At 62.8% G+C, this 25,586-nt stretch carries 18 protein-coding genes; 11 read left to right on the top strand and 7 right to left on the bottom strand.

What is annotated here, in order from left to right; translation table 11 throughout:
• Positions 1 to 34: 34 nt before the first annotated feature.
• On the top strand, positions 35 to 721 hold the full coding sequence (locus tag MUN80_RS02110; RefSeq protein WP_244718999.1) for a hypothetical protein: 687 nt from the start codon (positions 35 to 37) through the stop codon (positions 719 to 721).
• Here MUN80_RS02110 and MUN80_RS02115 read toward each other — a convergent pair.
• The gene (locus MUN80_RS02115; protein WP_244719001.1) at positions 718 to 1,554 is read right to left on the bottom strand and encodes an alpha/beta fold hydrolase; all 837 of its coding nucleotides are present in this window, start codon (positions 1,552 to 1,554) and stop codon (positions 718 to 720) included. The genes MUN80_RS02110 and MUN80_RS02115 overlap by 4 nt on opposite strands.
• A 135-nt stretch (positions 1,555 to 1,689) precedes the next feature.
• Here MUN80_RS02115 and MUN80_RS02120 point away from each other — a divergent pair, with 135 nt between their 5' ends.
• The 4 genes from MUN80_RS02120 to MUN80_RS02140 all read left to right on the top strand — a co-directional run bounded on the left by MUN80_RS02120 (position 1,690) and on the right by MUN80_RS02140 (position 8,127).
• Positions 1,690 to 2,694, top strand: coding sequence for an aldo/keto reductase (locus tag MUN80_RS02120; protein ID WP_244719003.1), 1,005 nt, complete (start codon positions 1,690 to 1,692; stop codon positions 2,692 to 2,694).
• A 71-nt stretch (positions 2,695 to 2,765) separates the two neighbouring features.
• The gene (locus MUN80_RS26075; RefSeq protein WP_311136264.1) at positions 2,766 to 3,809 is read left to right on the top strand and encodes a 2Fe-2S iron-sulfur cluster-binding protein; all 1,044 of its coding nucleotides are present in this window, start codon (positions 2,766 to 2,768) and stop codon (positions 3,807 to 3,809) included.
• A gap of 176 nt (positions 3,810 to 3,985) precedes the next feature.
• Positions 3,986 to 5,692 carry an NHL repeat-containing protein gene (locus MUN80_RS02135; RefSeq protein ID WP_244719005.1) on the top strand — a complete coding sequence of 569 codons (1,707 nt, stop codon included), beginning with the start codon at positions 3,986 to 3,988 and terminating at the stop codon, positions 5,690 to 5,692.
• Positions 5,653 to 8,127 carry a DUF7619 domain-containing protein gene (locus tag MUN80_RS02140; RefSeq protein WP_244719007.1) on the top strand — a complete coding sequence of 825 codons (2,475 nt, stop codon included), beginning with the start codon at positions 5,653 to 5,655 and terminating at the stop codon, positions 8,125 to 8,127. Before MUN80_RS02135 ends, MUN80_RS02140 begins: the two co-directional genes overlap by 40 nt.
• A gap of 228 nt (positions 8,128 to 8,355) precedes the next feature.
• Here the strand turns inward: MUN80_RS02140 and MUN80_RS02145 are convergent, their stop codons facing one another.
• Together MUN80_RS02145 and MUN80_RS02150 are read right to left on the bottom strand one after the other, a co-directional pair.
• Positions 8,356 to 8,937, bottom strand: a complete 582-nt coding sequence (locus tag MUN80_RS02145) for a fasciclin domain-containing protein (RefSeq protein ID WP_244719009.1) — start codon at positions 8,935 to 8,937, stop codon at positions 8,356 to 8,358.
• Positions 8,938 to 9,117: 180 nt separating this feature from the next.
• A complete protein-coding gene (locus MUN80_RS02150; RefSeq protein WP_244719011.1) occupies positions 9,118 to 11,988 on the bottom strand; it encodes a TolB-like translocation protein in 2,871 nt (956 codons plus the stop codon).
• A 227-nt stretch (positions 11,989 to 12,215) separates the two neighbouring features.
• On the opposite strand from MUN80_RS02150, the gene msrA reads away from it, so the two are divergent.
• The 4 genes from msrA to MUN80_RS02170 all read left to right on the top strand — a co-directional run bounded on the left by msrA (position 12,216) and on the right by MUN80_RS02170 (position 19,128).
• Positions 12,216 to 12,878: a peptide-methionine (S)-S-oxide reductase MsrA gene (msrA, locus tag MUN80_RS02155; protein WP_244719013.1), complete on the top strand. Its 663-nt coding sequence runs from the start codon at positions 12,216 to 12,218 to the stop codon at positions 12,876 to 12,878.
• 198 nt (positions 12,879 to 13,076) lie between these two features.
• Positions 13,077 to 16,934, top strand: coding sequence for a PAS domain-containing protein (locus tag MUN80_RS02160; RefSeq protein ID WP_244719015.1), 3,858 nt, complete (start codon positions 13,077 to 13,079; stop codon positions 16,932 to 16,934).
• A gap of 66 nt (positions 16,935 to 17,000) precedes the next feature.
• Positions 17,001 to 18,158, top strand: coding sequence for a methionine aminotransferase (locus MUN80_RS02165; RefSeq protein WP_244719017.1), 1,158 nt, complete (start codon positions 17,001 to 17,003; stop codon positions 18,156 to 18,158).
• A 160-nt stretch (positions 18,159 to 18,318) separates the two neighbouring features.
• Complete coding sequence (locus MUN80_RS02170; protein ID WP_244719019.1) at positions 18,319 to 19,128, top strand: amidohydrolase; 810 nt, start codon at positions 18,319 to 18,321, stop codon at positions 19,126 to 19,128.
• Between the two features lie 82 nt (positions 19,129 to 19,210).
• On the opposite strand, the gene MUN80_RS02175 is transcribed toward MUN80_RS02170, so the two are convergent.
• Together MUN80_RS02175 and MUN80_RS02180 are read right to left on the bottom strand one after the other, a co-directional pair.
• The gene (locus MUN80_RS02175) at positions 19,211 to 19,381 is read right to left on the bottom strand and encodes a hypothetical protein (protein WP_244719021.1); all 171 of its coding nucleotides are present in this window, start codon (positions 19,379 to 19,381) and stop codon (positions 19,211 to 19,213) included.
• 442 nt (positions 19,382 to 19,823) lie between these two features.
• The gene (locus tag MUN80_RS02180; RefSeq protein WP_244719023.1) at positions 19,824 to 22,103 is read right to left on the bottom strand and encodes a T9SS type A sorting domain-containing protein; all 2,280 of its coding nucleotides are present in this window, start codon (positions 22,101 to 22,103) and stop codon (positions 19,824 to 19,826) included.
• Positions 22,104 to 22,158: 55 nt separating this feature from the next.
• On the opposite strand from MUN80_RS02180, the gene MUN80_RS02185 reads away from it, so the two are divergent.
• Positions 22,159 to 23,451: a UDP-N-acetylmuramoyl-tripeptide--D-alanyl-D-alanine ligase gene (locus tag MUN80_RS02185; RefSeq protein ID WP_244719025.1), complete on the top strand. Its 1,293-nt coding sequence runs from the start codon at positions 22,159 to 22,161 to the stop codon at positions 23,449 to 23,451.
• Positions 23,452 to 23,531: 80 nt separating this feature from the next.
• Here the strand turns inward: MUN80_RS02185 and MUN80_RS02190 are convergent, their stop codons facing one another.
• Together MUN80_RS02190 and MUN80_RS02195 are read right to left on the bottom strand one after the other, a co-directional pair.
• Positions 23,532 to 23,948, bottom strand: a complete 417-nt coding sequence (locus tag MUN80_RS02190) for a hypothetical protein (RefSeq protein WP_244719027.1) — start codon at positions 23,946 to 23,948, stop codon at positions 23,532 to 23,534.
• Positions 23,949 to 24,016: 68 nt separating this feature from the next.
• The gene (locus tag MUN80_RS02195) at positions 24,017 to 24,682 is read right to left on the bottom strand and encodes a helix-turn-helix domain-containing protein (protein WP_244719029.1); all 666 of its coding nucleotides are present in this window, start codon (positions 24,680 to 24,682) and stop codon (positions 24,017 to 24,019) included.
• A 377-nt stretch (positions 24,683 to 25,059) separates the two neighbouring features.
• Here MUN80_RS02195 and MUN80_RS02200 point away from each other — a divergent pair, with 377 nt between their 5' ends.
• Positions 25,060 to 25,494 carry a hypothetical protein gene (locus MUN80_RS02200; RefSeq protein ID WP_244719031.1) on the top strand — a complete coding sequence of 145 codons (435 nt, stop codon included), beginning with the start codon at positions 25,060 to 25,062 and terminating at the stop codon, positions 25,492 to 25,494.
• The last annotated feature ends 92 nt before the right edge of the window (positions 25,495 to 25,586 follow it).

The following is a 25,586-nucleotide window of genomic DNA, read 5'->3' on the forward strand; positions in this document are numbered from 1 at the left end:
GGATATTTGTATTCCACCCTCGTTTTTCGCTGCCATGCTCCGCTCCTGCTTTTTCGCCCTTTTGCTCGTTGGTGCCACCGCCTGCAGTCAGCGCAGCTACAGCACCCGCGCACTGGTTCCCCAGGCCCTGACCCAGCACAAGCTGGTAGCCATTCTGCCCTTCGAGGTGCAAATAGACAAGCTGAGTCTGGAGCCCATCACCTACGTGGGCCAGGATGTAAGCCCGGAAGAAATGGATAAGCGCCGGCAGCGCTGGGAGGAAAAGCAGCAGGAGCAGCGCAAAATAGTGGCCTACCAACTCCAGCATGAATTGCTAAAACAGCTGGTGCTGCGCCAGGCCAAGCATCCGTATTCGGTGCAGTTTCAGAAGGTGGCCGAAACCAACAGCCGCCTTGAGCGGGCTGGCATCACCTACGCCAACCTCAACGACCACAGCATGGCCGAGCTCAAGGCGGCCCTGGGCGTCGACGCGGTGCTCTCGGGCGAAACGACCCTGTTTCAGCCCTTGCCCAACGGGGTGGCCGTGGCCCTGCTGATGCTCACCAACGTGGGCGTACCGCAGAGCGAAGTGCTGACCAACGTAACCATCCACGACTGCCAGAGCGGGGAGCTAGTCTGGAAATTCGACCACCAGCAGGTGGGTGAGCTTAGCTCCAGCCCCGCCACCCTGGCCCGGGTGCTGGTGCGCAACTCGGCCCGTACCTTCCCCTACCGCCGTTAGCGGCCTAGCCGAGACGAATTGCCCAAACCAGCGGCTACAAACTCGGCCGCCAAAGTTACCACGGCAGCCGGCGCCTGCCGCTGGGGCGAATGGCCCAGGCCCGGCAGCAGGTGAGCCGTAGCCGTCCCAGCTACTCCACTGGCAATGGCCGTTACTTGGGCCGCCGTGCCGTATTCATCCTCCGTACCTTGCAGCACCAGCACCGGGCACGTTACGCGCGGCAAGTAACTTTCTACGTTCCAACTGCGAAACTCAGGCTGCAGCCAAGTGTCGGCCCAGGCTCGGAACACGGCTTCAGTTTTGGGGCCGTGGTAGCGGGCCAGGCGGGCGGGCAAATCGGTGGTGCGGTACTGCTCCTGCGCGGCCCGGATGCCGGCCAGGGTCACGTCTTCCACAAACACATGGGCCCCGATGGTGATAATAGCCGCGGTGCGGGCCGGCTCCAGCGCGGCCGCCAGCAGGGCCAGCGTGCCTCCGTCGCTGTGGCCCAGCAGCACGGCCCGGGCTATTCCGCAGGCGGCCAGCACCCGGTTGACGTTAGCGGCTTCCTCTTCCAGATACCGCTTGGTGCGCGGCTCCGGCCCGAAGGGGGCCGACTGCCCGTAGCCGCGCCGGTCGTAGGCCAGCACCGTCAGGCCGGTGGCCTGGGCCAGCAGTTCGGGAAAGTCGCGCCAGAGGGTGATGCAGCCCAACGAGTCGTGGAGCAGCACGAGCTGGGGCTGAGCCGGGGCGCCGGGAGGCGTGAGGCGGCGCACCTGTAGCTCGTAGCCGTCGAAAGGTAGGCTGAAATCTTCGCGCTGAACGGGTGTGGGGCTGGGCGCTGAGGTGGGCATAGCGGAAGCGGAAAGTGGCAAAGATAGGGGCCAACAACCGGCTCGGCCGTAACCTTCGGGCCCGGCTGGCGGTTAGTCAGGCTATGTGCTGGCCCCATGGGCTAGCTTTTCCGGAATCATTTTTACCAAAGCAATATGGAATACAAAGAGCTAGGCGACTCGGGCGTGCGCGCTTCGGTCATTACGTTTGGCAGCTGGGCAGCCGGTGGCTGGATGTGGGGCGGTACCGAGCAAAACGACGCGGTAGGCGCCATTCGGGCCTCCTACGATTTGGGCGTAACCTCCATCGATACGGCCCCGATTTACGGCATGGGCCTGAGCGAGGAAATCGTGGGGGAGGCCATCAAGGGCCTGCCGCGCGACAAGGTGCAGATTCTGACCAAGTTTGGTATGCGCTGGGACCTGCCCGAGCCCAAGGGCGACTTCGGCTTCAAAACCAAGGACAACAACGGCCAGGACCTGGACGTGTACAAATACGCCGCCCCGGAAAGCATCATCAAGGAGTGCGAGGACAGCCTGCGCCGCCTCGGCACCGACTACATCGACCTCTACCAGATTCACTGGCCCGACGTGACCACGCCCATTGATGCGACGATGGAAGCGGTAAGCCGGCTGGTGGAGCAGGGCAAGGTGCGGGCCGTGGGCGTGAGCAATTACTCGGCCCAACAAATGGCCGAAGCTGAAAAAACAGTGAAGCTGGCCTCCAACCAGGTACCCTACAGCATGGTGCGCCGCGACATCGAGAAAGAAGTGGTGCCCTACTCCCTGGAGCACAACAAGGCTATTCTGGCCTACAGTCCGCTCCAGCTGGGCTTGCTGACCGGCAAAATCAAGCCCGGCCAGCACTTCGACGCCAGCGACCTGCGCGCGACGCACCCGCTGTTTAAGCCCGAGTTTGTGACCCGAGTCAACGCGTTCCTGGACAAAATCCGGCCCATGGCGGAAAGCAAAAACGCTAGCCTTTCGCAGGTAGTGCTGCGCTGGACGCTGGCCCAGCCCGGCATTACGGTGGCCCTGGTGGGCGCCCGCAACGCCGAGCAGGCCGTGCAGAATGCCAAAGCCATTGAGGTGAAACTCTCCAGCGAGGAGCTGGACTTCATCAGCAAGGAGCTCAGCCAGCTGCAGCCCGCCAAGGCGTAGCCAACAGAATTGTGCGTAGAATAAGGCCGGGAAATGCATTTCCCGGCCTTATTTTTTGTCTGTTTGCCCGCATGACGTCCCCCTACATCCCGCTCACCATCCGCGCCATCCGGACGGAAGCGCCCGAAACCAAGAGCTTCGTGCTGGCCCCGCCGACTGATATGGAGCTGCCCTACCAGCCCGGCCAATACCTGACGCTGGTACACACCCGGCACGGGCAGGAAACCCGCCGCTCCTACTCCATCAGCTCGGCCCCGGCCCTTGGTGAGCCCCTGACTATCACCGTAAAGCGCGTCGACAACGGGGTGGTGTCGCGCTACCTGATTGACCAGGCCCAGCCCGGCGACGAGCTACAGACGCTCGGGCCCGCCGGCTTTTTCACCCTGCCCGAGAATATCCAGGACTACCAGCAGCTGATTTTGCTGGCGGCGGGCAGCGGCATCACGCCCTTGTTTTCATTGCTTAAAACGGTCTTGCACGAGCTGCCTCAACTGCGGATTTTGCTTGTTTACAGCAACCGTAACGCAGCCACCACTATTTTCGGGGAGGAGATACGGGAACTGGCCTGGCGCTTTCCGGCGCAGCTGCACCTGGAGCTACTCTACGGCACCGACCCCAACCTGGCCCGGGCCCACTTGCATAAGGAGTTGCTGGAACAGCTAGTGGCTCAGTACGCGCCCGGCCCGCCCGAGCAGACGCTGGCCTACCTCTGCGGGCCACTCAACTACATGCGCATGGGTACTTACGGTCTGCACGAAGCGGGCCTGCCCCTGGACCACATCCGCCGGGAGTTGTTCAACACTGCTACGGCCACCGTGCCCCACAGCGTCCCGCCCGACACCGATGAACATACTGTGGTGGTGCGGCTGCGCGGGCAGGAACACCGGCTGCGGGTGCAATACCCGCAAACCATTCTGCAGGCGGCTAAACAGCAGGGCCTGGTGCTACCCTACAGCTGCGAGGCCGGGCAGTGCGGCAACTGCGCCGCCCGCTGCACCGCCGGCACCGTCTGGATGGCCAACAACGAAGTGCTGACCGACCGGGAAACTGCCCGCGGCCTCATCCTGACCTGCACCGGTTACCCCGTGGGCGGCGACGCAGCGCTGGAAATCTGAGTTGGTCAGCGGGAAAATGGGGTAGTAAAAGCCCCCTCCCGAACTGACTTGGACAGGTCTGCACTTTTTGTTGCTATCTATATTTGAGCGGCGCAGTCTTGACGCAGAAATGCTCAACTCATTCCTAAAACCTATACTTTTAACTGCTTATTCTTCACTCCGATACTTACTGCTTGATGAAGCATTCTTTACTGTTTGTTTTTCTTCTGTTTACGTGGTTTGGTACTACCCGCACGGCGCAGGCGCAGCTGCCGATGCAGCCGGTAGCGTTCAGCAGCGGCGGCTACGACAACGTTATCAGCGCCACCTACGATGCCCAGGGCCGGCTCTACCTGATAGGGCACATGGGCTTTAATCAGAATACAGCCTCGCCTACGCCCCCGGCTATTCGCACGGCCTCGGGCAATACCACCCTGGATAACGGCTTCAATTCGGGCACCTACTTTATTGCCGTGTATGGTCCCACCGGGCAGTTGGAGAAGATGCATCCCTATTACATGGGCTACGGCGGCACGCTGCGCTCCATAGCCGTCGACCAGGCCGGCAACATCTACCTGACCGGGACCGAGTCGCAGTACACTTTTATGGTGCGCAAGATTAATCGGACCTTCCAGACCCTGTGGACCCTGACGCAGGGCACCAACGGCGGGGCTTGGGGCAACAAAGTTCTGGTAGACGCGCAGGGCAACGTATATGTGGCCGGCACATCCCAGTCATGGTCGATGTTTGGCCTGACGATGCGGCAGCGGAGCTGCTGTCTGGAAAACGATTTTCTGATCAAGGTAAACGCCCAGGGCACGCTGCAGTGGATTCGGGCGGGCCTGGGTGGCCCGAATGACCTAATTACCGATTCCTCCGCCAACTCCATTGCCTTTGACCGGGCCGGCAACGTGGTGATGGTCGGGACACTTTCGGGCACGGGCACCTATGGCAACCTTACCCTGAGCGGCGGCTCCGGCAACATCATTGCCGTCAAGTACAACCCAACTGGTAACGTTCTGTGGGGCAGAGTATATGGCAACGCGACGTACCCATCAAGGGGCAGCACCCAGGCCATGGACGTGGCCACGGATGAGGCCGACAACCTCTACATCTGCGGCAATTTCTATGGCCCGCAGCAGTTTGGCACAGTTACCCTGAATACGGCCAGCTATTACCGGGACGCCCTGCTCCTCAAACTCAACTCGGAAGGCACTCCGCTATGGGCGCGGGCGGGCGGCTACACGGCCGGTACTAATCTCTCGGCCAGTGCCTACGCCAGCGTGGCCTACCGGGACGGCAAAATTAAAGTCGCCGGCTACAGCCAAAGTACGCCCGGCCTGTATGAGTCGAACCCGGTGGTGGCCAGCTATGAAGCCAACGGGCGCTTTGCCTGGGCTACCAACCTGCGTCCGGGTACCGTTGCCACAGGCAACAAGATTCTCATCGACGAAAACCAGACCAGCCACGTGTTCGGCTTTTTCAAGAACACCTTCCAGATTGGAGCTACCGCCTTTCCTAGCTACGGTGGCCAACAGGATGCCTTCTACGTGCAGGTCCTGGATTCGGCCCGCTACGGAGCATCCTGCCTGATTCGGGGCACGCTCTACCAGGATGCCAACCGCGACTGCCGCCTGGGCAGCGGCGAACTAGGCCTGGGCGGCATTATCGTGGAAGCGCTGCCCGGCCCTCGCTACGGCATTACCGACTCCCTGGGCCGCTACCTCATTGCCACCGATACGGGCCGCTACACCGTGCGGGCGCTCCTGCCCCAACGGCCCGGGCAGCAGATTACCCCCCTGTGTCCGGCCAGCGGCGTTTCCGATACGCTCTATTTCCCGACACCCGGGGCGTCATCCCAGGCGTGGATTTTGGACATGAGCTCAACGCTACCCCGTACCTGACGACTCAGGTTTCGTCGGGCCGGCGCCGGCGGTGCGCCCCCGGCGCTACGGTTGTGACCTACGCCAACCTGGGCATGGTCACGGCTCCGGGTGCCCAGGTGCTGGTAAAGCTGCCGCGCTACGTGGTGCTGCGCGCCGCCTCCCACCCCTACACGATGCAAACCGACAGCACCCTGCTTTTCAGTGTCGGCACGCTCAAGCCCGGACAGGGGGGCAGCATCACGATTCAGGACTCGGTAGCCTGTGGTAATCCCGACATCCGCGGGCTGACCGTGTGCACTCGGGCCTGGATAACGCCCCAGGTAGTACTGACTCGCCCTGCTGGCTGGAACCAGGCCAGCCTACAGGTGCGCGGCAAAGTGCAGCCCGGTAACCAGGCGCGCTTTGTACTGCGCAACGCCGGCCTGGGCGCCACCACCGACAGCCTGACGATGCGCCTCTACCAAGGTACCCAGCTGGCATTGCAGCAGCGCTTTATGCTGGCTGCCGGCGACAGTCTGGTACTGCGCGTGCCCGCCCGTGAAGCCACCGTGCGACTGGAAGCCGACCAGCCTGCTGCCCACCCCCTGGGCGGCCAGGCCAGTGCCAACGTGGAGCTCTCGGGCCTGCGTCCGGCGGGCGGGGCACCGAGCCTAGGCATGGCAGCTTTTGCGCTAGCCCCTACGGGCCCCAGCTCAGCGGAAGAGTGCCTGCCCATCGTTGACTCCTTTGACCCCAATGACAAGCAGGTGGTGCCGGCAGGCCTTACGTCCCAACACTATACTCCCACGAATACTCCGCTGCGCTACCAGGTGCGCTTCCAGAATACCGGCACCGACGCGGCCTATCGGGTGGTCGTCGTCGACACACTCTCGGCTCAGCTCGACGTGAGCACCCTGCAGGTCGGGGCCGCCTCGCACCCCTTCCGTCTTAAGGTATCGGGCATGGGCCGCCCCGTACTGACCTTCACCTTTGACCCCATCCTGCTACCTGATTCGGTTAGCGACGAGCCGGGCAGCCACGGCTTCGTGCAGTTTACCGTGCGGCCCAAGGCCGGCCTGCCCGATAAGACGGAAGTGGCTAACCACGCCGACATCTACTTCGACTACAACCCGGCGGTGCGTACCAACATGACCCTAAACCGGCTGCACGACCTGCCGCCAGTCGTCGGGGCTGGGGTGGCGCTGAGCTATCCGTCGGTGCTGGCCTCGCCCACGGTGCAGGCCCTGACGCCGGCCCAGGGGAAAGTAGGTACCCTGGTTACAATTGCGGGCAGCCGGCTGGCGCTGGCAGCGGCGGCGCCCAGCGTTTACTTTAATGGAATGAAAGCCAACGTCGTTAGCGCCACGGCCACGGAAGTAGTGGTCCGCGTACCGGCAGGCGCTACTACGGGCCGGGTGAAGGTAGCTACCCTGGATGGAGCCGGGCAGAGTAGCACGGATTTCGTAGCCTACCAACCGCCAACGGTGGTAGCGCTGACCCCGGCGGAAGCCCGGCCGGGAGCAACGGTGAGTATCACCGGCTCCCACTTCTCACCGGTACTAGCCCAGGATACCGTCTGGATTAACGGCATGAAGGCGCGTGTGCTCCAGGCTACCGCGACGAGCCTGCAGGTAGAGGTACCAACCGGGGCTACTACCGGCACGGTGCGGGTGGGCACCCTGGGTGGCAGCGTGGCAAGCAGCCAGGTGCTGCGCGTCTGGTATCCGCCCGCCATTACTCGTTTCAGCCCAGCTAAAGCCGGGGCCGGCTCCGTCGTGACGCTAACGGGGCAGGCATTTGCCGAGCAGGCTAACCGCAACACCGTTTTCTTCGGGGCAGCCTCCGCTACCGTGCTCCAGGCCAGCTCCGGCAGCCTGCAAGTGCGCGTACCGGCCGCCGCCGAGTCGGGCCCGCTCCGGCTCGTAACTCCGGGTGGGGAAGCCAGCACGGCCGCCTTCACGTTCCTGCCCGCCCCGGTCATTACGGCAACCATCCCCGCGCAGGGCAGCGTCGGCACGCCCGTAACCCTGACCGGCCGGCACTTCCTGGTTGATGGGCAAACGGACACCGTCTGGCTGGCTGGCGTGCCGGCCAAAGTTCTTAGCGCCTCTGCTTCGGAACTGCGGGTGCTGGTTCCCCGCGGTACCAGCACCGGCCACTGGACGGTGGCGGGCGTTGGCGGGCGCGGCAATTCCGGGGAATTTGGCGTAACCGTACTACCGGCCGAAACAGCCGTGGAAGTGTTTCCCAACCCCACCCACGGCGAGCTGACAGCTAGTTGGACCCACGCCGAATTTACCGCTCACGAGCTTGTGCTTTTCGATGTTGTCGGCCGCCAGGTGTTACAGCGGGCCATTGGGGCATCGGAGCAGGATGGGGTGCTGGTAAACGTGGCCGGGCTTCGGGCCGGCCTCTACGTCTTGGAGCTCCATACCAGCCAGGGCATGGTGCGTAAACGGATTATGATCCTCTAATGCCGGAATCAACTCCCTGGCTTGTATAAGCTTTACCTGCCAGACCATTTATTACGCCACCACATACGACCCGTCGACTGCCCAGGCGACGGGTCGTGTCGTTTAGCCGGCCTACCCCAGGTTATATACCTGTTAAGCTCCCACTATCATAAAAAAAGCCCGGCTCAAGGAACCGGGCTTTTTCGAAAGAGGAAATCTACCAGTCGTAAGGAGACTCCCTTACGTAGCTTAGCCTTTGGGCATCAATACTTTGTCGATTACGTGAATCACACCGTTGCTCTGAATCACGTCGTAGGTCGAAATGCAGGAAACGTTGCCTTTCTCGTCGGTCAGGACCACGTTTTTCGGGCCATTCATGGTGGCATACAGCGTGCCGCCGCTTACCGTTTTGAGCGTAGCCGAGCCTTTACCGGCTTTAATGGCGGCCATAATTTTCTCGGCCGTCATATTGCCCGCTACCACGTGGTAGGTCAGGATTTTGGTCAGCGTAGCCTTGTTCTCGGGCTTTACCAGGGTTTCGACGGTGCCGGCGGGCAGGGCGTTGAAAGCGGCGTTGGTGGGGGCAAATACGGTGAAGGGACCTTTGCCCTGCAGGGTTTCTACGAGGCCAGCGGCCTTTACAGCGGCTACCAGCGTGGTGTGGTCCTTCGAGTTCACCGCGTTTTCCACGATGTTCTTGTTGGCGTACATGGCTTCACCGCCTACCATCACCGTGCCGGCGGGCGTCATCTTGGCCTGGGCCGAAGCCGACTGAACACTAGCAGCGCCCAGCAGGGCAACGAGGGCGAGGGAAAACAGATTTTTTTTCATGGTACTTTTTGCAGAAAAAGGTTGGAGGTCGGAACTGCGGGCACTTACGCACGCCCTTTCCCCACCGGATTTCTGAACCATGAAATTTCTTGGTCGAGCTTGGCTTCTACGCGGCCCAGCCCCGGCTCAAACAGGTATTTAACTATTGAAATTCAATGGTTTACTAATAAGCAAAAAAATTTAGAACCCAATATCCAGCACCAAGGGCTGCACTTGCCATACGCCGGTGCGCACGTTGTAGAGGGTGCGAAACCCGGCTTCGAGCGGGGTGCGCAGGCGCAACGGGTTGAACACGAACGTCACGTCGAGGCCGGCCGTCTGGTAGCGGCGGTCCACGGTGCTGCGGCCGACAGCGGCATCGAAGAAGCCTGTGGCCTTCAGGCGCTGAATGTAGAGCAGGCGGCCCAGCTCCCAGTCGGTATCGGCCAGGGGCAGGCGGTACTCCACGCTACCCACGCGCAGCTGGTCGAAGCTCACGTAGCCTTCTCCCCGGGGGAAGAATACGCCGGGACTGAAGCGGTACTGTTGCTGCTGCTGGCGCTGGTAACCGGCCCGCAGGCGCAGGGAATGATGCTTGCGCAGGCCGGGAAAATACAGGCTGCCAAACGCGGCCCACTGCCGGGCCTGCAGCCCGGAATTGAACGGCGTATCGCGCCACGAAGCCGTTAGGGTCTGGCCCCAGCGCGGGCCCACGTCGCGCTTACTTTGCCGGAGTACGTGCGAATATGTCAGCGTCCCGTTCAGGGCGTGCAGGCTGCGCTCAAACCCGACCTCGGTGATGGTGCGCACCGGTAAATCGTAACCCTGCACCAACTCGCCGCTGTAATAGGCGCCCAGCGTGAGGGCCTGCTGGTACTTGGAGCGGGTCAGGTTGAAGGGCAGGCGGGCCCCGGCCGTGAAGCGGTTGTACGTCCACCGGTCGGTGTATTCCCGGCTGTTGACGTAGGTCGTCAGGCGGCGGCCACCGCGCTGGAAGCCCACATCCAGCACCGGAAACAGGCCCTGGTAGCTCACGTTGGCCGAAGCGTTGGCCGTGCGCTCCGCCCCGTCGTAGCCGGCAGCTACGACGGCCTGGGTGGTGTTGAGCAAATCCTGGGACCGAATGCCGAGGCTAAACGCCTGCCCCGTGGGCGCCTGGATAATGCCCCAGCTAAACGCATTGAAGGCGTGGCTCAGGCGGCGGTAAGGCGCTACGGCCAGCGGCGTGGCGGCACTTACGCTCGAATCGGGCTGCACGGTCCCGATGGTGCGGGTACCGGGCTCCTGGCTTAGCAACGGGTCGGTGTAAGCTACTGGCAATGCCGGAGCCGGGGCCGCCACGGGCCATTGCTCGGGCTGCAGGGCCATTTCGACCACCTGCGCGCCTTCGGCCCGGAAATCGTGGAAGGCCAGGTGGCGGCCATCCGGCGACACGGCGGCGTGGTAAGCTCCCAGGGGCCGCGACGTGACCTGTCGCACCTGACCCCCGGAACGGGTATCCACGGCGTACACGTTGTCGATGCCCGACTGCGGCGAGTTGTACAGCACATAGTCGCCCCAGGGCTGGGGATGGCTCAGGTTGACGTTGCCGACCGGCACCAGCGTCTGGTGCTGGCCGGTTTCGGTGTCGATGCTTTCCAGCAGCTTCCCGCCGGGCCGCAGCGTAACTACCACAATCGAGCGGTTGTCGGCGCGCCAGCGGGGCTGCTGGTAGAAGTCGTTGGCCGGGTTAGGCAGCACCCGCTTTTCCTCGCCGGTGCGGGCGTCGAGCACCACCAGCTGGTTTTGGTAATCGGACTGAGCCCGCACGGCCAGAATCAGGTTGCCATCGGGCGAGAGGGCCGCGTTGGTATAGCGCTGCTTGGTAGTAAGCTTGGTCAGTTGCCCGCTGCCGAGGTCCAGCACCCGGATGTCGGAATACACCTGTTGGCCCCAGCGCGTACCGGGCCGGAATTCGGGCCAGCAGGCTTTGCCCCCACCCACCGACAGCATCTCCGGGTTATTCAGCAAGCCCTGCACGAACACGCGCTTTTCGGGCGCATTGCGGCGCAGCAGCACCAGCTGGGAAATGTCGCCGAGGCCGGATTTTACGGCCAGCACCGTGTTATCGTCCACGTACTGCGGGTACTGGTACTCGGTGAAAACACCGGGCTCGGGGCTGGTTTGAAAAGGCGTAACGGGCGTTACCTTCAAGGCTTGCTGCTGGGCCCGCCAGAGCGAGTCGAGCTGGGTGATGGTGCGCGCGTACAGGTCATCGGTGCGTAGCTGTCCGCCCGCGCTGAGCCGCAGCTTATCCGAAAACGAGAAGGGGTAAACCGGGAAACGGTAGTAGCGGTTCAGCACGTCGCTCCAGGCCGTGGGCCCGTTGCTGCGCTTGAAGTTGGTGGTCATGAAATAGCCCAGCACGTAATGGTTGGGCACATTGTCGCGGAAGGAGCCGGCCACGGCCTTGCTGAAGTTGAAGCGCCGCCCGGCCAGCAGGTTGGCCCGCAGCCCGAGGTCGAAGTGCGGAATCCGGCCCCGGCCGCTACGGGTGAGCAAGGTTTCGGTGCCCACCGCGTCGCCTTCCCAAAACCAGTCGGGAATGCCCAGCGCCACGGTACCCAGGCCGGCATGGCCGAAGAGCTGATACGCCAGGCGGCCCAGGCCCTGCTGGCCTTTGTCGTACTGCACGATGTGGCGGTCTTCGTGCACGGCCAGCAGATCGAGCCAGCCCAGGGTACCGGCCAGAAACGGGTCCTGGGGCGCAGTGGTGAAAAACTCGGAGTGGCGCGGTAGCAGCGTCACGAAGCCGTTGCTGACGGTGGTCTGATTCTGGAGCACCACAGCAATAGGCCGGGGCTCTTTTTCCAGAGAGGCACTAACCGGGCCGTACACCTGCTCCAGGCGCAGGGCCGTGCGCTGGGCCTGGGGCGCGAAGCCTTCGGGGAATATGACCTGAAAGTGGGGGGTGCGTACCTGCTGCCAGCGCAGCGCGGTTGAGTTTTGGGGCAGCACCGGCAGCGTGGGCTGGGCCCGGGCCGGCAAAAAGCTCAGCGACGCGGCCACGGCCGCCAACAGATACTTGTGCATTGATTCGACGGAAAGAGGCGCGCTGGCAAACGAGCAATAGGGTTACCCAAAGGAAAGGACCGGCCACGAACTCAAACAATTCGGGGGCAAAACGGGTCTGACAAATTTAACGGCAAACCTGACACTTGCGGACCCGGAACGGACGAGGTCAAAACCGCGTTTGTCAACCGCAAGCTCCCCTGGTTGAGCTACGTCCAACCACCCTTGATTTTCGTAGATAATCCCCGATGAACAACCTAAGAATTTACCTCCTGGGCCTGGTACTGGTGCTGGCCGCCTGCACCCAAAACCGCTCCGACGCCCAAACCTTCCGCCGTCCCACCACTGGCGGCGCCCCCAAAAACCTCGACGGGCTGGCCGTAGCCACCTTTGCCGGCGGCTGCTTCTGGTGCACCGAGGAAATCTTCGAGGAGCTGCGCGGCGTCAAGCAGGTGGTGTCGGGCTACGCCGGCGGGCCGGAAAAGAACCCAACCTACGAGCAGGTGGGCAGCGGCCAGACCGGCCACGCCGAGTCCATCCAGGTGTACTACGACCCCAAGGTAATCAGCTACCAGACCCTGCTTGACGTGTTTTTCCTGGCCGGCCACGACCCGACGACGCTTAACCGCCAGGGTCCCGATGCCGGTACGCAATACCGCTCGGTGGCTTTTTACCGCTCTCCCCAGGAAAAGCAGCTCATCGAAGCTACCATCAAGCGGGTGGACGCCTCCAAGCACTACAGCTCGCCCATCGTGACCCAGGTACTGCCCTTCACCGTCTTCTGGCCCGCCGAAGACTACCACCAGGGCTACTACCGCCTCCACCCCGACAACCCCTACATTCAGTCGGTTTCGACCCCGAAAATCGAGAAGTTCCGTAAGGCGTTCAAGGATAAACTGGTCGTAGAATAACATTGAGTCCCGGTTGGCAGACGCCAGCCGGGACTTTTTATTGGCGGCTGCTTGGAGCTCGTCTGTAGCCCGCAGTTTTATTCCGAACCGAGAAGCGGGGTTGTCTGTCCAAGGACTTATCTTTGTTCAGGATGCTTCCCCTGCGCCACCTGGATTTGGGTCGAAGAACTCTCCTTCTCATTTCCTTTGCGAGCTTTTATGCCTGCCGACGCCGTCGACTTCCACCTCATCTTTGACTCCCTGCCCACGCCCCACCTGATCCTGGGGCCAACGCTGGCCGTGGAAGCCGTGAACGAAGCCATGTGCCGGGTGCTGCACCACTCCGCACCGGAGCTAATCGGTCAGGATCTGCTAACGATTCTGCCCCCCTCGGCAGCCGGCCCCGAACCCACGACCACGCTCTGGCGCACGGCCCTGCTCGATGTACTGGAGAACCACTGCCTCCACACCTTGCCCGTGCAGCGCTACGACGTGCTGCGCAGCTCGGGCGCCCTGGTTACGCGCTACTGGCATGCTACGCTGCGGCCTATTCTGCAAGCCGGCGGGCTGCGCCACATTGTGTGCCGGGTGCTCGACGTGACCGAGCAGGTCCTGGCCCAGGAGCAGGGCAATTTCAGCCGGGAAAGCTTTAGCCTGCTCACCCAGGCCACCCACGACGCCATTTGGGACGCCGACCTGCTGACCGGCGCCGTGTGGCGCAATGACATGTTTACGGCGCTGTTTGGGCACCCGGTTCAGACTTCCGGCACCTCCCAGCTCTGGTTCGACCACCTGCACCCCGACGACCGGCCCGTGGTGGAAGCCCAGCGCGCGGCTGCCTTTGCCGGCCCCGATACCGTCGTTACCAACGACTACCGCTTCCGGCGTGCCGACGGCTCCTGGGCCGAGGTTCTCGACCGGGCCTACATCGTGCGCGACACCGAGGGCCGGGCCGTGCGCCTGCTCGGGGCCATGCAGGACGTGACCCAGCGGCGCCAGGCCGAGCGGCAAGCCCAGCAGCATGCGGCTCGTTTCCAGGTGCTGGCCGAAGTGCAGCCGCAGCTTATCTGGACGACCGATGCCGCGGGTAATGTAGGGTACATCAATCCTTTCTGGGAACAGTATCTGGGTTCCGACCTGGCTGATGCCCAGCAGAACGGCTGGCAGGACCACGCCCACCCCGACGACTTTCCCATGGTGCGGGCCATGCGCGTGCACTGCGTCGAGTCCGGGGAGCCTTTCGAGAAAGAAGTACGGCTGCGCGAGGCCGCCAGCGGCGAGTACCGCTGGTTTCTGGCCCGCGCCGTGCCCGCCCACGACGCCCAGGGCCGGATTGTGCACTGGGTTGGGTCGGCCACGGATATCAACCACCAGAAAAGTACCCAGCAAGTACTGCAGCAGAGCCTTTCCCAGCTCGACCGGCTGCTTGAATCTCTGCCGCAGATGGCCTGGGTTTCCCGGCCCGATGGCGGCGTGACGTACTACAACCAGCGCTGGTTCGACTTCACCGGCGGCACCCTGGCTGAGCTGCTGGACTGGGGCTGGGAACGGTTTATTCACCCCGATGACCTGCCCGCGACGATGGCCAGCTGGAAACAGGCCCTGACGGCCGGCACCCGCTTCGAGGCCGAGCACCGCTGGCGCAATCTGCGCGGCGAGTACCGCTGGTTTCTGGCCCGCGCCGAGCCTATTCTCGACGAAGCCGGCAGCATTATCCTGTGGGTGGGTACCAATACCGACATCGAGGAAAGCCGGCAGATGCGCGACCAGATGCAGCAGAACGACCAGTTGCTGCGCCGTATCATGGGCCAGATTCCGGCCAATATTGCGACCCTGCTCGGCCCTGACCATCGTATCAGCTTTGTCAACGATGGTATGCAGCGCCTCTACGGCAGCCGGTCGGTGCCCGGCAAAAAGATTGCCGAGGCCTTCCCTGAAGTTGAAGAACAGGGCTTCGTGGCCCTGATGGACCAGGTGTACCACAGCGGCCAGGCGTACTACGGCATGGAGCAGGTTACGCTGATTGAGAACGAGAACACCGGCCAGCCCGAAACGCACTACCTCGACTTTACCTACCAGCCCCTGCTCGACGAGAACAACACGGTGCAGGGCATCCTGATCTTTGCCGTAGACGCCACCGAGCGGGTACTGGTCCGGCGCCGGGCCCAGGCCCTGGACGCCGCCATGCGCCAGCGCGACGAGGAACTGCGCACTATGACGGATGCCCTGCCGCTGATAACCTATATCAGCGACCCGCAAGGCGCCCCGCAGTACCTGAGTCCGCAGTGGTTTTCCTACACCGGCCACGACCCCGCCGGCAGCCTCGACCACGTGTGGGAACAGGCCATTCACCCCGAGGACATCGTGCGGCCTTCTTTCCTGGAAGCAGTAGCCCAAAAGTCCATTTGGTACCAGGAGCTGCGCCTGCGTCGCCACGATGGACAGTACCGTTGGCACCTAAGCCGGGCCGTGCCCGCCCTCGACGCCCAGGGCAACGTGCTGCGTTGGTTTGGCTCCTCGACCGATATTCACGAGCAGAAGCAGATCCAGGCCAACCTGCGCTGGAGTGAGGAGCGCTATGAGCTGGCGGCCCTGGCCACCGACGACGCCATCTGGGACTGGGACTTGCTCACCGACACGCTGGCCTGGACGCCGGCCATTGAGCGAGTGCTGGGCTATACGGTCACCGAGATGGAAGCGGTGGTGTGGTGGTGGAAGTCCCGAATTCACCCCGAGGATGCCGAGCGGGTGCTGGCCGGTATTCACCACGCCATCGACCATGGCCTCACCGTGTGGCAGGACGAGTACCGCTTCCGCCGCGCCGACGGCACCTACGCCCAGGTGTTTGACCGGGGCCACGTGGCCCGTAACGCCCAGGGCCAGGCCACGCGCATGATTGGGGCCATGCAGGACGTAACCGAGCAGCGCCAAGCCGCTGCGGCCCTGCGCCAGCACGAGCAGGAATTTACGGCCCTGGCCAATTCCATGCCCCAGCTAGCCTGGATGGCCACGGCCGATGGTCATTTGTTTTGGTACAACGAGCGGTGGTATAGCTACACCGGCACCACCCTGGAGGACATGCAGGGCTGGGGCTGGGAGAAGGTCCACCACCCCGACCACCTGGTCAGTGTTATCGAAGGCTGGCGCGCGGCCCTGGCTTCGGGGCAACCCTGGAAAGACACCTTCCCGCTGCGGAGCCACGACGGCGAGTACCGCTGGTTTTTGTCGCGGGCCCAACCCATCCGCAACGCCCAGGGCGACATTGTGCGCTGGATTGGCACCAATACCGACGTAACCGAAACCCAGCGGGTGCAGCAGCAGCTCAAGCAGCAAAACCACGAGCTGCGCCGCATCAATGAGGACCTAGACAACTTTGTGTATACCGCCTCCCACGACCTGAAGCAGCCCATCAACAACATGGCCGGCATCTTCGAGGAGCTGACCCGCACGGCCTACTTCCGCGACCCGGACGCCATCAAGCTCATTGCCATGTTTGAGCGGGCCCTGCACCAGATTTACGACACGATTTACAACCTCTCCGAGCTGGTGCAGGTGCAGAAGCTGCGCCACGAGCTGCCCACCGAAACCGTGCAGCTGGAGGCCCTGACCCGTGAAGTGCTCGGCAGCATTGGCGAGCAGCTGGCCAATGTGCGCGCCATCGTCACCACCGACTTTGACTTGGCCCCCACCGTGGAGTTTGTGCGCCCCAACTTGCAGAGCGTGCTCTACAACCTGATCAGCAACGCCCTGAAGTACGCCGCTCCCAAACGCACCCCGCGCATCCACATCAGCAGCACCCGCGAGGACGACCACATCGTGGTGGCCGTGCGCGACAACGGCCTGGGTATTGATATGGAGCGCTACGGCAGCCAGCTGTTTCAGATGTTCCGCCGCTTCCATGACCACGTGGCCGGCTCGGGCATGGGACTGTATTTGGTTAACCGCATCGTGCAAAGCTACGGGGGCCGCATCGAGGTAAGCAGTGAGCTGGGTAAGGGCTCCACGTTCCGCATTCATATTCCGCTGGCCGGCCACCCGCTGGCACCCGAACCGGAAGAGCACGTGTTTGTGATTTAACCCAGAGCGGGGGCGCCAATTGACGCTCCCGCTTTGGTTTCTAGCCGGCAGTCCGTATGCTTGTGTATGCCCTTACCGCTTCTCACGTCCAAGCTGCCTGATGTCGGCACCAGTATTTTCTCGGTTATGTCGCAGCTGGCCGCCGAGTGCGGCGCGATTAACTTAGCCCAGGGATTTCCCGATTACGACCCGCCGCAGGCCCTGATGGAGGCCCTGGCCCGCCATGCCCGCACCCCCGGCCACCAGCAGTACGCGCCCATGCCCGGCCTGCCCCGGCTGCGCGAGGCCATCAGCCACAAAACCGCGGCTGTCTACGGCGTGCCGGCCCCCGACCCCAATACCGAAATTACCGTCACGAGCGGCGCTACCGAAGCGCTGTATGCCGTGCTGGCCGCCGTGGTGCGCCCCGGCGACGAAGTCATCGTGCTGGAGCCGGCCTACGATCTGTACGGCCCGGCCATCCGGCTCCAGGGCGGCGTGCCGGTGTACGTGCCGCTGCGGATCCCGGAGTTCACGCCCGACTGGGACCAGGTGAAAGCTGCCCTGACGCCCCGCACCCGACTGATGATGATCAACACGCCGCACAACCCTTCGGGCGCGGTGCTTACCCCCCAGGACCTGGCCACGCTGGCCGAGCTGCTGGCCGATACCAATGCGTTTTTGCTTAGCGACGAAGTATATGAGCACATGGTGTTCGACGGGCAGCAGCACGCCAGCGCCCTGCAAGTGCCGGCTTTGGCCGAGCGCAGCTTCGTGCTGTCGTCGTTTGGCAAAACCTACCACGCCACGGGCTGGAAAGTGGGTTACTGCATTGCCCCACCCCTGCTCACGGCCGAAGTGCGCCGCGTGCATCAGTTCCTGACCTTTGCCGTGAGCACGCCCGCCCAGCACGCCCTGGCCGATGTGCTCCTGGACCCTGAGCAGTACACCACCCTGCCGGCTTTCTATCAGCGCAAGCGCGACCTGTTCGGGCAACTGCTGCAGGGCTCCCGGTTTGAGTTGCTGCCCACGCCCGGCTCCTACTTCCAAGTAGCCCGTTACGACCAGATTTCGACCGAGGGCGACGCGGCCTTTGCCCAGCGCCTCACCCGCGAGTTTGGGGTGGCCGTCATCCCGGTATCGGCCTTCTATCACCACGGTCTGGACCACGGCCTGATCCGGTTTTGCTTTGCCAAGCGCGACGATACGCTGACGCTGGCGGCCGAGCGGCTGCGCCAAATCTAACCTGAACTATATGGGAGCCTGCGAATAATCCGTGATATTGCCAGAAACCGGTGGGGTAAAGTTGTGGGGCAAGCCAGAAACAGCTTGCATTATTCTACTCAGAATCAGTATATTTCTCAGTAGAATACCCTAGCTCTTTCTCACCTCAACCTACTGCATTGTGTCTGATTTAACCGTTTCCTTCGTCCAAGCCTCCCTGCACTGGCACGACCCGGCCGCCAACTGGGCCGAACTCGGCCAGCACATCGAGGAAATCTCCATTCCGACCGACCTGATTGTGCTGCCGGAAATGTTTACCACCGGCTTTAGCATGGAGGCTGCCCACCTGGCCGAAACCATGGACGGCCCCACCGTGGCCTGGATGAAGCAGCTGGCCGCAGCCCGCGACGCGGTAGTGACCGGCAGTATTATCATCCGCGACCAGGACCAGTATTTCAACCGCCTGCTATGGGTACGGCCCGACGGCACGCTGAGCTACTACAACAAGCGCCACCTGTTTGGCATGGCTGGTGAACGGGAGGTGTACACGGCCGGCACCCAACGGCTGGTAGAGGAATGGCGCGGCTGGCGCATCTGTCCGCTGGTGTGCTATGATCTGCGCTTCCCGGTCTGGAGCCGCAACTCGGCCGCGGCGCCTTACGACCTGCTGCTGTACGTAGCCAACTGGCCCTCGGCGCGGCGCACCGCCTGGATTACGCTGCTACGCGCCCGGGCCATCGAAAACCTGGCCTATACCATTGGCGTCAACGTGGTGGGCATTGATGGCAACAGCCTCGCCTACGCCGGCGACTCGGCTCTGCTCGACATGCGGGGCGAGTACCTGGTGGAAGTCGGCAACCACGAAACCAGCATCACCCGCACCCTGCGTCGCACCGACCTGGAAGCCTTCCGGGAGCGGTTCCCCGCCCTGAACGATGCCGACTCCTTCTCCCTGGGCGAGCCGATTTCGGAGTTGACCCACCAGGCATAATTACGAAGCGTCAACTTGCTGAAACGCCGGATTTGCCTCGAGCAGGTCCGGCGTTTTCTTGATCCGTAAGTTGAGCCGGAGCTTACCCGATATGGCCGAAATGGTCTTCGGCTCGGTTGTAGAGGACGCTGAAGCCCAAGCTGCTTCGGCACGGCAGGGCATTGGGCTGGTCCACGAATTTTTCCTCGGCCACGGAATAGTACGTTGGGTGTTCTTCCCGCCGGCTGGGCCGCACGTAGGTATAGCCTTGCATTACCCAGGCATGCGGGGCCCCACCCACTGCTGCTTACCGTCAGCGGAATTTGCAGAGTATCCAGCTCCAGCGGGCGGCAGCCCAGAATCAGGCCTTGCCGGGAAGTTATGGTTTTGATGTGGACATCTCCGTGCTTTAGAATTCCGCAGCCGGCAATGCTTTCGGTCGTGGGCGGAACGGAGCTGCTCCAGTCCATCAGGCCCGCATAAAAGCTGCGCAGGTCCTTTTCGTCGGGGCCCGGCACATCCAGCACCCGTCCGCAGGCGTAGCGGCCCGACTTCAACGCTATTGCCCAGAACTGCCCGGGCCGCAAAAACCGGTTCGACTTGGGGCTAAACGGGTAAGAAATGCTCATGCTGGTAAAAATGGCTTGGGGGCCGGTTCATAAAAAAAGCCCTTGACGCGTATGGTCAAGGGCTTTTGCTTGCTGATTGAATCTTATTTACTGCACTACCAGCCGCTGCGTGCCCGTTTGCCCGCTGGCCGCTTCAGCCCGCACCAAGTACACGCCGGGGACTAGGCCCCGCAGCTCCAGGGTGTGCTGGGTTAGCAGGGCGGGCTGCGTGAGCACGCGGCGGCCCAGCACATCAACCACCGTGAGGCGGGTAGGCTGGGGCGTTTGCACGGTGGCGGTGGTGGTGGCCGGGTTGGGGTACACACTCAGCGGCAGCGCGGCCACGGTGTTCTTGGTGCTTAGCACCGCACTCCGGACGCCCAGGGCCACGACGCCCCCGTCCTGGGTACCCACAAACAGCTCGGGCTTGCCGTCGTTGTCCACGTCGGCGGCGGCCAGCGTGTAGAGGTTTTCGATGCGGGAGCCTAGCTCCAGGGTTTCGAAGCGGCTTAGGGTTTTGTTGAACAGCACATCGGTGCGGTCCATGAACAGGCCGCTCTGGCTACGGAAGTTGGCGTAGAAATGCAGTTGCCCCAGCTCGTCTATCGTGACCAAGTCGGGTTGGTTATCACCGTCGAAGTCGGCCACGGCGGTAGCCAGGTTGTTGGGACGCTCGTCAGTGGGGGTACGCAGCTGGCCGTAGTCGTTGTTTACCACCACAAAGGCCTGATTGAGCGGCTGGGTGCCGTTATTGCGGTAGTAGCGCAGGGCCTGGCCGGGGTACGTGGGTGAGCTGGTATTGGTGCTGAGCAGCATGTCGACGTACCCGTCGCCGTCGATGTCGGTGAAGGTGGGCGTGTCGTAGGCCCGGTTGGGTACGTTGCTGAGCAGGGTGGGCGTGGCCGTGTTATAGGCGGCCGCCTGGCTGGCGCTGGCTGTATTGAGGAAGTAGCCAATGAAGTTGAAGGACGGGTTGCTCAGCGTGAAAGCCGAGAAAGCCAGGTCCAGGGTCCCATCCCGGTTCAGGTCGACGAGCACCGGGCGCAGGGAGCCGTATTTCTTGCCAGACAGGTTCAGGTAGTCGTTGGTAATGAGCTTAAACACCGGGTTGCCGGCTGTGCCCACGTTCTGGTAAAACCACAACGAGGCCCGGTAGAAGCCCTTAGTCGTGGCCCGACTTACGCCACTGACGAGCATATCCTTCAACCCGTCGCCGGTCAGGTCACCGAACGTGACGGCGGCTTTGTCGCCCGCATCCAGCATGTCTTTCTGCAGGAAATCATTCTGCCGGAAGGCGAAGTCAGGGACGGCCGTAGCGCTGGTATTTTCATAGAACCACACGCTCTGGTGGGTACTGATGGTGTCGAGGTGGTCGAAAACGTTGGGCGTTACCACCAGGTCGGGCCGCCCGTCGAAGGTCACATCCAGGGAATACGGCGCCGGGAAATTGGGCAGGCGCAGGGGCGTGGCGGCGGGGAAGTTGGCCGTTTGGCCGGCGGCCGTAAAGCGGGCAGTGGCCGTGGTGCCTTCATTGGTCAGGCGCACCAGCTCCGGGCAGTTGTCGCGCGCGGTCAGCAGGTCCTTTTTGCCGTCGCCGTCCAGGTCAAGCGGGAGCAGGTTGTTGCCGCTGGTGTGGTTGGGCTTGAGCACGCTACGGCACTGGTCATTGCCAAACACGAAGGATGAGCAGCTGCTGTAGCACACCTGCAGTCCGCCCCACCGCTCGGTAGAGAGGGCGAAGCTCAGGCCCCCGCAGGCCGCGGTGCTGGTGTTCACGAAGTAATGAATCGTGGTGCTGTTGATGTAGTTGAAGGTGGTAATATCGAGGCGGCCGTCGCCGTTCACGTCCTCAATGGCCGGCGTGTTGTAGCCCCCGGTATTGATGTTGATCTGGCTGTTGCCCGACACGTAAAGCAGCTCATCGGTCAGGAGCTGAAACGTGGGCTTGCCCCCACCGCTGGCCACGTTGTGGTAGACCCGGATGCTGCCACTGATGGACCCCATGGTAAAGATGTCGGGGCGGCCGTCGCAGTCGTAGTCGCGCAGCTGCACCCAGTTGTTGAGTTCTTTGGGAAACAGCGACTGGTACTCGGGGGCGTACTCCCACCGCCGCCCGCCGCTGGGGTTAGCCGCGTTGAGGTAGGTGTAGGAGCGCCGGGTCTGGCGGTCGAAGATGTAGAGGTCGTTCTGGGCGTCGCCGTTGAGGTCGATGCTCGAAAACTGGGCCGTGTTCAGGCCCCCGGCCCAGGGTGCGGTCAGCGTCTCGGTGCCGTGTACTACATTTGCCACCGACCGATATTCAAACCCGAACGGCGTCTGGGCGGCCGCTTGCTCGGCCAGGCCGCCGAACGTACTTAGAAATAACAGGATACTAAGGGATTGTCGCATCGGTAACGCAGAAAGTAGAGCAGAACAAAGTAGCCCCAAGTTACGCAGAATCAGCATGGAAGACAGTACGGCTTTATACGCCCGTTTCACCCAGTGCGCGGCCGTCAGCACCGACTCGCGCCAGGACCAGACCAACACGTTGTTTTTTGCCCTGAACGGCCCCTCGTTCCGCGGCCGCGACTTTGCCGCCCAGGCCTTGGAAAAAGGCGCCCGCTACGCCGTAGTAGACGACGAGGCCCTGGCTACCTCCGACCCGGCGCGCTACACCTACGCCCCCGACCCGCTGCTGGCCCTGCAGCAGCTGGCCCGGCACCACCGCCGCCAGCTGGCTATTCCAGTTATCGGCATCACCGGCTCCAACGGCAAAACCACGACCAAGGAGCTGCTCCACGCCGTGCTCAGCCGCCGCTACGCCGTGCAGTACACCCGTGGCAACCTCAACAACCACATCGGCGTGCCGCTTACCCTGCTTAGCATCACCAGGCAGCACGAGGTGGCCATCGTGGAAATGGGCGCTAACCACCAGGGCGAAATTGACTTGCTCAGCCGCCTGGCCGAGCCCACCCACGGCCTGATTACCAACATCGGCAAGGCCCACCTCGAAGGCTTCGGCGGCGTGGAGGGCATTGCCAAGGGCAAAAGTGAGCTGTTCCGCTTTCTGGCCGCTACCGGCGGCACGGCCTTCGTCAATACCGCCGACCCCCGCCTGCCCGGCCTGGCCGCCGTGGTGCCGGAGCGCGTCACTTACCCCACCGCCGGCGACACCTACCCCGCCGAGCTGCTCGAAGCCGCGCCTCAGGTGGTGCTGCGCCTCTATGACGGCACCCGGGTGGAAGCCCAGATTACGGGCGGCTACAACTTTCTGAACCTGGCCGCCGCCGCTGCCGTGGGAGCCCACTTCCAGGTACCGACCACCGATATTGCCGCCGCCCTGGCCAGCTACGCCCCCACCAACAACCGCTCCCAACTGGTGCGCACGGCCCGCAACGAAGTGGTGCTCGACGCTTACAACGCCAACCCCTCATCGATGGCCGCGGCCCTGACCAGCTTTGCCACCCGGCCTGCTACCGGCGAGAAGGTGGTGATTCTGGGCGACATGTTTGAGCTGGGCTCGGAAAGCGAGGCCGAGCACCGGGCCCTGGGCGAGCTGCTGGCCGCGCAGTCATTTGCCACCGTGCTGCTGGTGGGCTCCGATATGCAGCACGCGGCCCTGCGCCCCGAGTTTCGGCACTTCCCCACCAAGCAGGAAGCTGCGGCCTGGTTGACCGAGCACCCGCTCAGCGGCCAGCAGATTCTGATTAAAGGCTCCCGCGGCATGGGCCTCGAAACCCTGCTGCCCCTGGTGTAGCGTATAGCTGCCCAAACGTAAAAAAGGCCGCCCCGGTACTCCGGGGCGGCCTTTCTAGTAGGTGGCCCTAGCCGGACGGGCTAGGCGCTCAGGGTGGCCCGGTGGGCCGTGACTTTGGCTATGAAGTCCTCAATGAAGGATACTTGAATGTCGACCAGGCCGGCCTCCGCCTCGGCCTCGATGAGGGCCTCGGGGCCCTGCTGGTTCTGGCGGGCCAGCAGAGCGTCGCGCCGGTCGGTGCTGACGCGCAACTCATTCACCTGTTTGTCGCGGTTCTTGCCAGGGGGCAGGGTTGGAATGACCGGGGTGATGGCGGCAATGTACGCGTTGAGGCTGGTCAGCTCCGAAGCGTCGTTGTTGGCCGAGGTCGTCAGGTTACTGGTTCGGCGGCCGGTTTGGGCGTCGTGGTAGCCCAGCAGGTCGAGCTTGGCCTTGGCGTAGGTCAGTACGGCGTCGCACTGGGCCCGGGTAGTGAGCAAATGCAGGGAGTAATCCATGAGAAACGTAGGGTTAAATAGATAGAAGGATATAACAATACCGCGTGAGTACCCGCCGGCTTCTAAAGCTATATTTCCTCCCCCACAAACTCAAGGATGGCGGCCGTAAGTTCTTGAATTTCTGCGTCGAGGCCGGCCAGCCGGGCCCGGGCCAGGGCCGCAGCGGCCAGGGACAGGGGCGCGGTGGTGGCGGCCAGGCGCAGGGCCAGTCCCTGGAGCCAGTGCGTGTCGCGGGCCGCGTCGGGGGTGGCTTGCGGGTAGGGCGGCAGCGGCAGGGCGGGGCCGCCGGGGGCCAGCCAGTCGGGCCTGGGCAAGGGGGCGGCCAGCAAGGGCCCCAGCACCTGCACGGCCCAGCGGCGGCGCTGAAGCCGGGCCTGATTGGGCTGGCGCTGCTGGCCCACCTGGTAGGCCAACTTGGTGCGCAGCCACTGGCAGCGGGCCAGGCGCTGGCGCAAGGCGGCCAGGCCCTCGGCGGCCTCGGCTGGGTCGGGCGGCGGGGCTTCGTCGCCAAAGGCTGGGGCCGCTGGGCCAATGCCGTCGGGCGGGGGCAGCTGCCGAGCCAGCACCTGCAGGCGCTGGTCGGGGCCGGGGCCGAGCTGCTTGCGGCCGGCCTCGGCGCGGGCTAGCTGCTGCTGGCTTACGCCCACGAAGGCGGCCAGCTCGGCCTGGGTTAGGCCAAAGTGCCGGCGCACGGCGGCGGCCAGGGTATTGGCAGTAGTTGCGCGGCGCGGCATGGCGGGTGAGGCTTGGGTGTAAACAAATAAAAATAATTTAGATTACACCCAAGGCACCGGGGAACGACTGGGTGTAAAAATATTTATTGTTATTTGTTTACACCCAGCCGGCTGCCCCTACCGATGGGCGGGTACAGGGGGCGCGCCGGTCGGCCGGTAGTGCGGGTAGTCGGGCTAGTCCTTGCCCACATCTTCCGAACAGCCAGGAGTTCACGAAACTCATTGCTAACTGGAGTTTCTTGTACGTTGAAAAGTGAACCAGTTTCTTGAACCCAATCTGGGCTGTAGGGCCACGTTCCCATGCCAGTAGGCGTGCGTGGGCAGCGGTTCAAGAAAAGGAGCGTTCTACCTTGCAGAATCAATTACCTGTTGTCCTGATGAGTGTATTTGCCCATATAGACGAGCGACTGGAGCAATTCGCTGCCGCCCAACACACTGTTTTGACCCGGAATCGTAAGGGGTTCTCAGACTTTGAAGAGCGACGCATCGATTGGCAACGCGACGGATTTAATTTAGCCGTGATCATTCAACCCACTTTCGAATTGAAGGGTGTTGACACGAGCAAGTGGAATGTTAGAGTAGTGGCATGGAAAAATATATCCAGCGGGAGTGGGCGACTCGCGGTAGGGCAGGACTTAGTAGTTGGCCGGCCCTTTCCCGAGATTGAAGCGCGCATTGACGAGCTACTGGACGAAGCCGGCACGTACCTGAACAGCCTGCACTCACGTGACTTGAAGCCAATGATTAATTTACATCATCAGCGCGAAGTGCGCCGGCAGCGTACAGAGCGGCGGCAAAAGGGACCTGAGTAACCCACAGAGTGTTAGTTCAGCCAAACGGTGATTCTACCGAAACGAGGTAATTGTTATACCAATAAAATAGATAAAATTTGTCAACTCCTTTC

This window comes from Hymenobacter cellulosivorans, from assembly GCF_022919135.1.
In the GTDB taxonomy this organism is placed as follows: Bacteria; Bacteroidota; Bacteroidia; order Cytophagales; family Hymenobacteraceae; genus Hymenobacter; species Hymenobacter cellulosivorans.

What these genes read in the sequence shown, in the direction of transcription:
- MUN80_RS02200 (WP_244719031.1), top strand. Translation starts at nt 25,060, where the DNA reads ATGAGTGTATTTGCCCATATAGACGAGCGACTGGAGCAATTCGCTGCC.
- MUN80_RS02185 (WP_244719025.1), top strand. Translation starts at nt 22,159, where the DNA reads ATGGAAGACAGTACGGCTTTATACGCCCGTTTCACCCAGTGCGCGGCC.
- MUN80_RS02150 (WP_244719011.1), bottom strand. Translation starts at nt 11,988, where the DNA reads ATGCACAAGTATCTGTTGGCGGCCGTGGCCGCGTCGCTGAGCTTTTTG.
- MUN80_RS02110 (WP_244718999.1), top strand. Translation starts at nt 35, where the DNA reads ATGCTCCGCTCCTGCTTTTTCGCCCTTTTGCTCGTTGGTGCCACCGCC.
- MUN80_RS02195 (WP_244719029.1), bottom strand. Translation starts at nt 24,682, where the DNA reads ATGCCGCGCCGCGCAACTACTGCCAATACCCTGGCCGCCGCCGTGCGC.
- MUN80_RS02160 (WP_244719015.1), top strand. Translation starts at nt 13,077, where the DNA reads ATGCCTGCCGACGCCGTCGACTTCCACCTCATCTTTGACTCCCTGCCC.
- MUN80_RS02115 (WP_244719001.1), bottom strand. Translation starts at nt 1,554, where the DNA reads ATGCCCACCTCAGCGCCCAGCCCCACACCCGTTCAGCGCGAAGATTTC.
- MUN80_RS02145 (WP_244719009.1), bottom strand. Translation starts at nt 8,937, where the DNA reads ATGAAAAAAAATCTGTTTTCCCTCGCCCTCGTTGCCCTGCTGGGCGCT.
- MUN80_RS02190 (WP_244719027.1), bottom strand. Translation starts at nt 23,948, where the DNA reads ATGGATTACTCCCTGCATTTGCTCACTACCCGGGCCCAGTGCGACGCC.
- MUN80_RS02180 (WP_244719023.1), bottom strand. Translation starts at nt 22,103, where the DNA reads ATGCGACAATCCCTTAGTATCCTGTTATTTCTAAGTACGTTCGGCGGC.
- MUN80_RS02165 (WP_244719017.1), top strand. Translation starts at nt 17,001, where the DNA reads ATGCCCTTACCGCTTCTCACGTCCAAGCTGCCTGATGTCGGCACCAGT.
- MUN80_RS02135 (WP_244719005.1), top strand. Translation starts at nt 3,986, where the DNA reads ATGAAGCATTCTTTACTGTTTGTTTTTCTTCTGTTTACGTGGTTTGGT.
- MUN80_RS02120 (WP_244719003.1), top strand. Translation starts at nt 1,690, where the DNA reads ATGGAATACAAAGAGCTAGGCGACTCGGGCGTGCGCGCTTCGGTCATT.
- MUN80_RS26075 (WP_311136264.1), top strand. Translation starts at nt 2,766, where the DNA reads ATGACGTCCCCCTACATCCCGCTCACCATCCGCGCCATCCGGACGGAA.
- MUN80_RS02175 (WP_244719021.1), bottom strand. Translation starts at nt 19,381, where the DNA reads ATGCAAGGCTATACCTACGTGCGGCCCAGCCGGCGGGAAGAACACCCA.
- msrA (WP_244719013.1), top strand. Translation starts at nt 12,216, where the DNA reads ATGAACAACCTAAGAATTTACCTCCTGGGCCTGGTACTGGTGCTGGCC.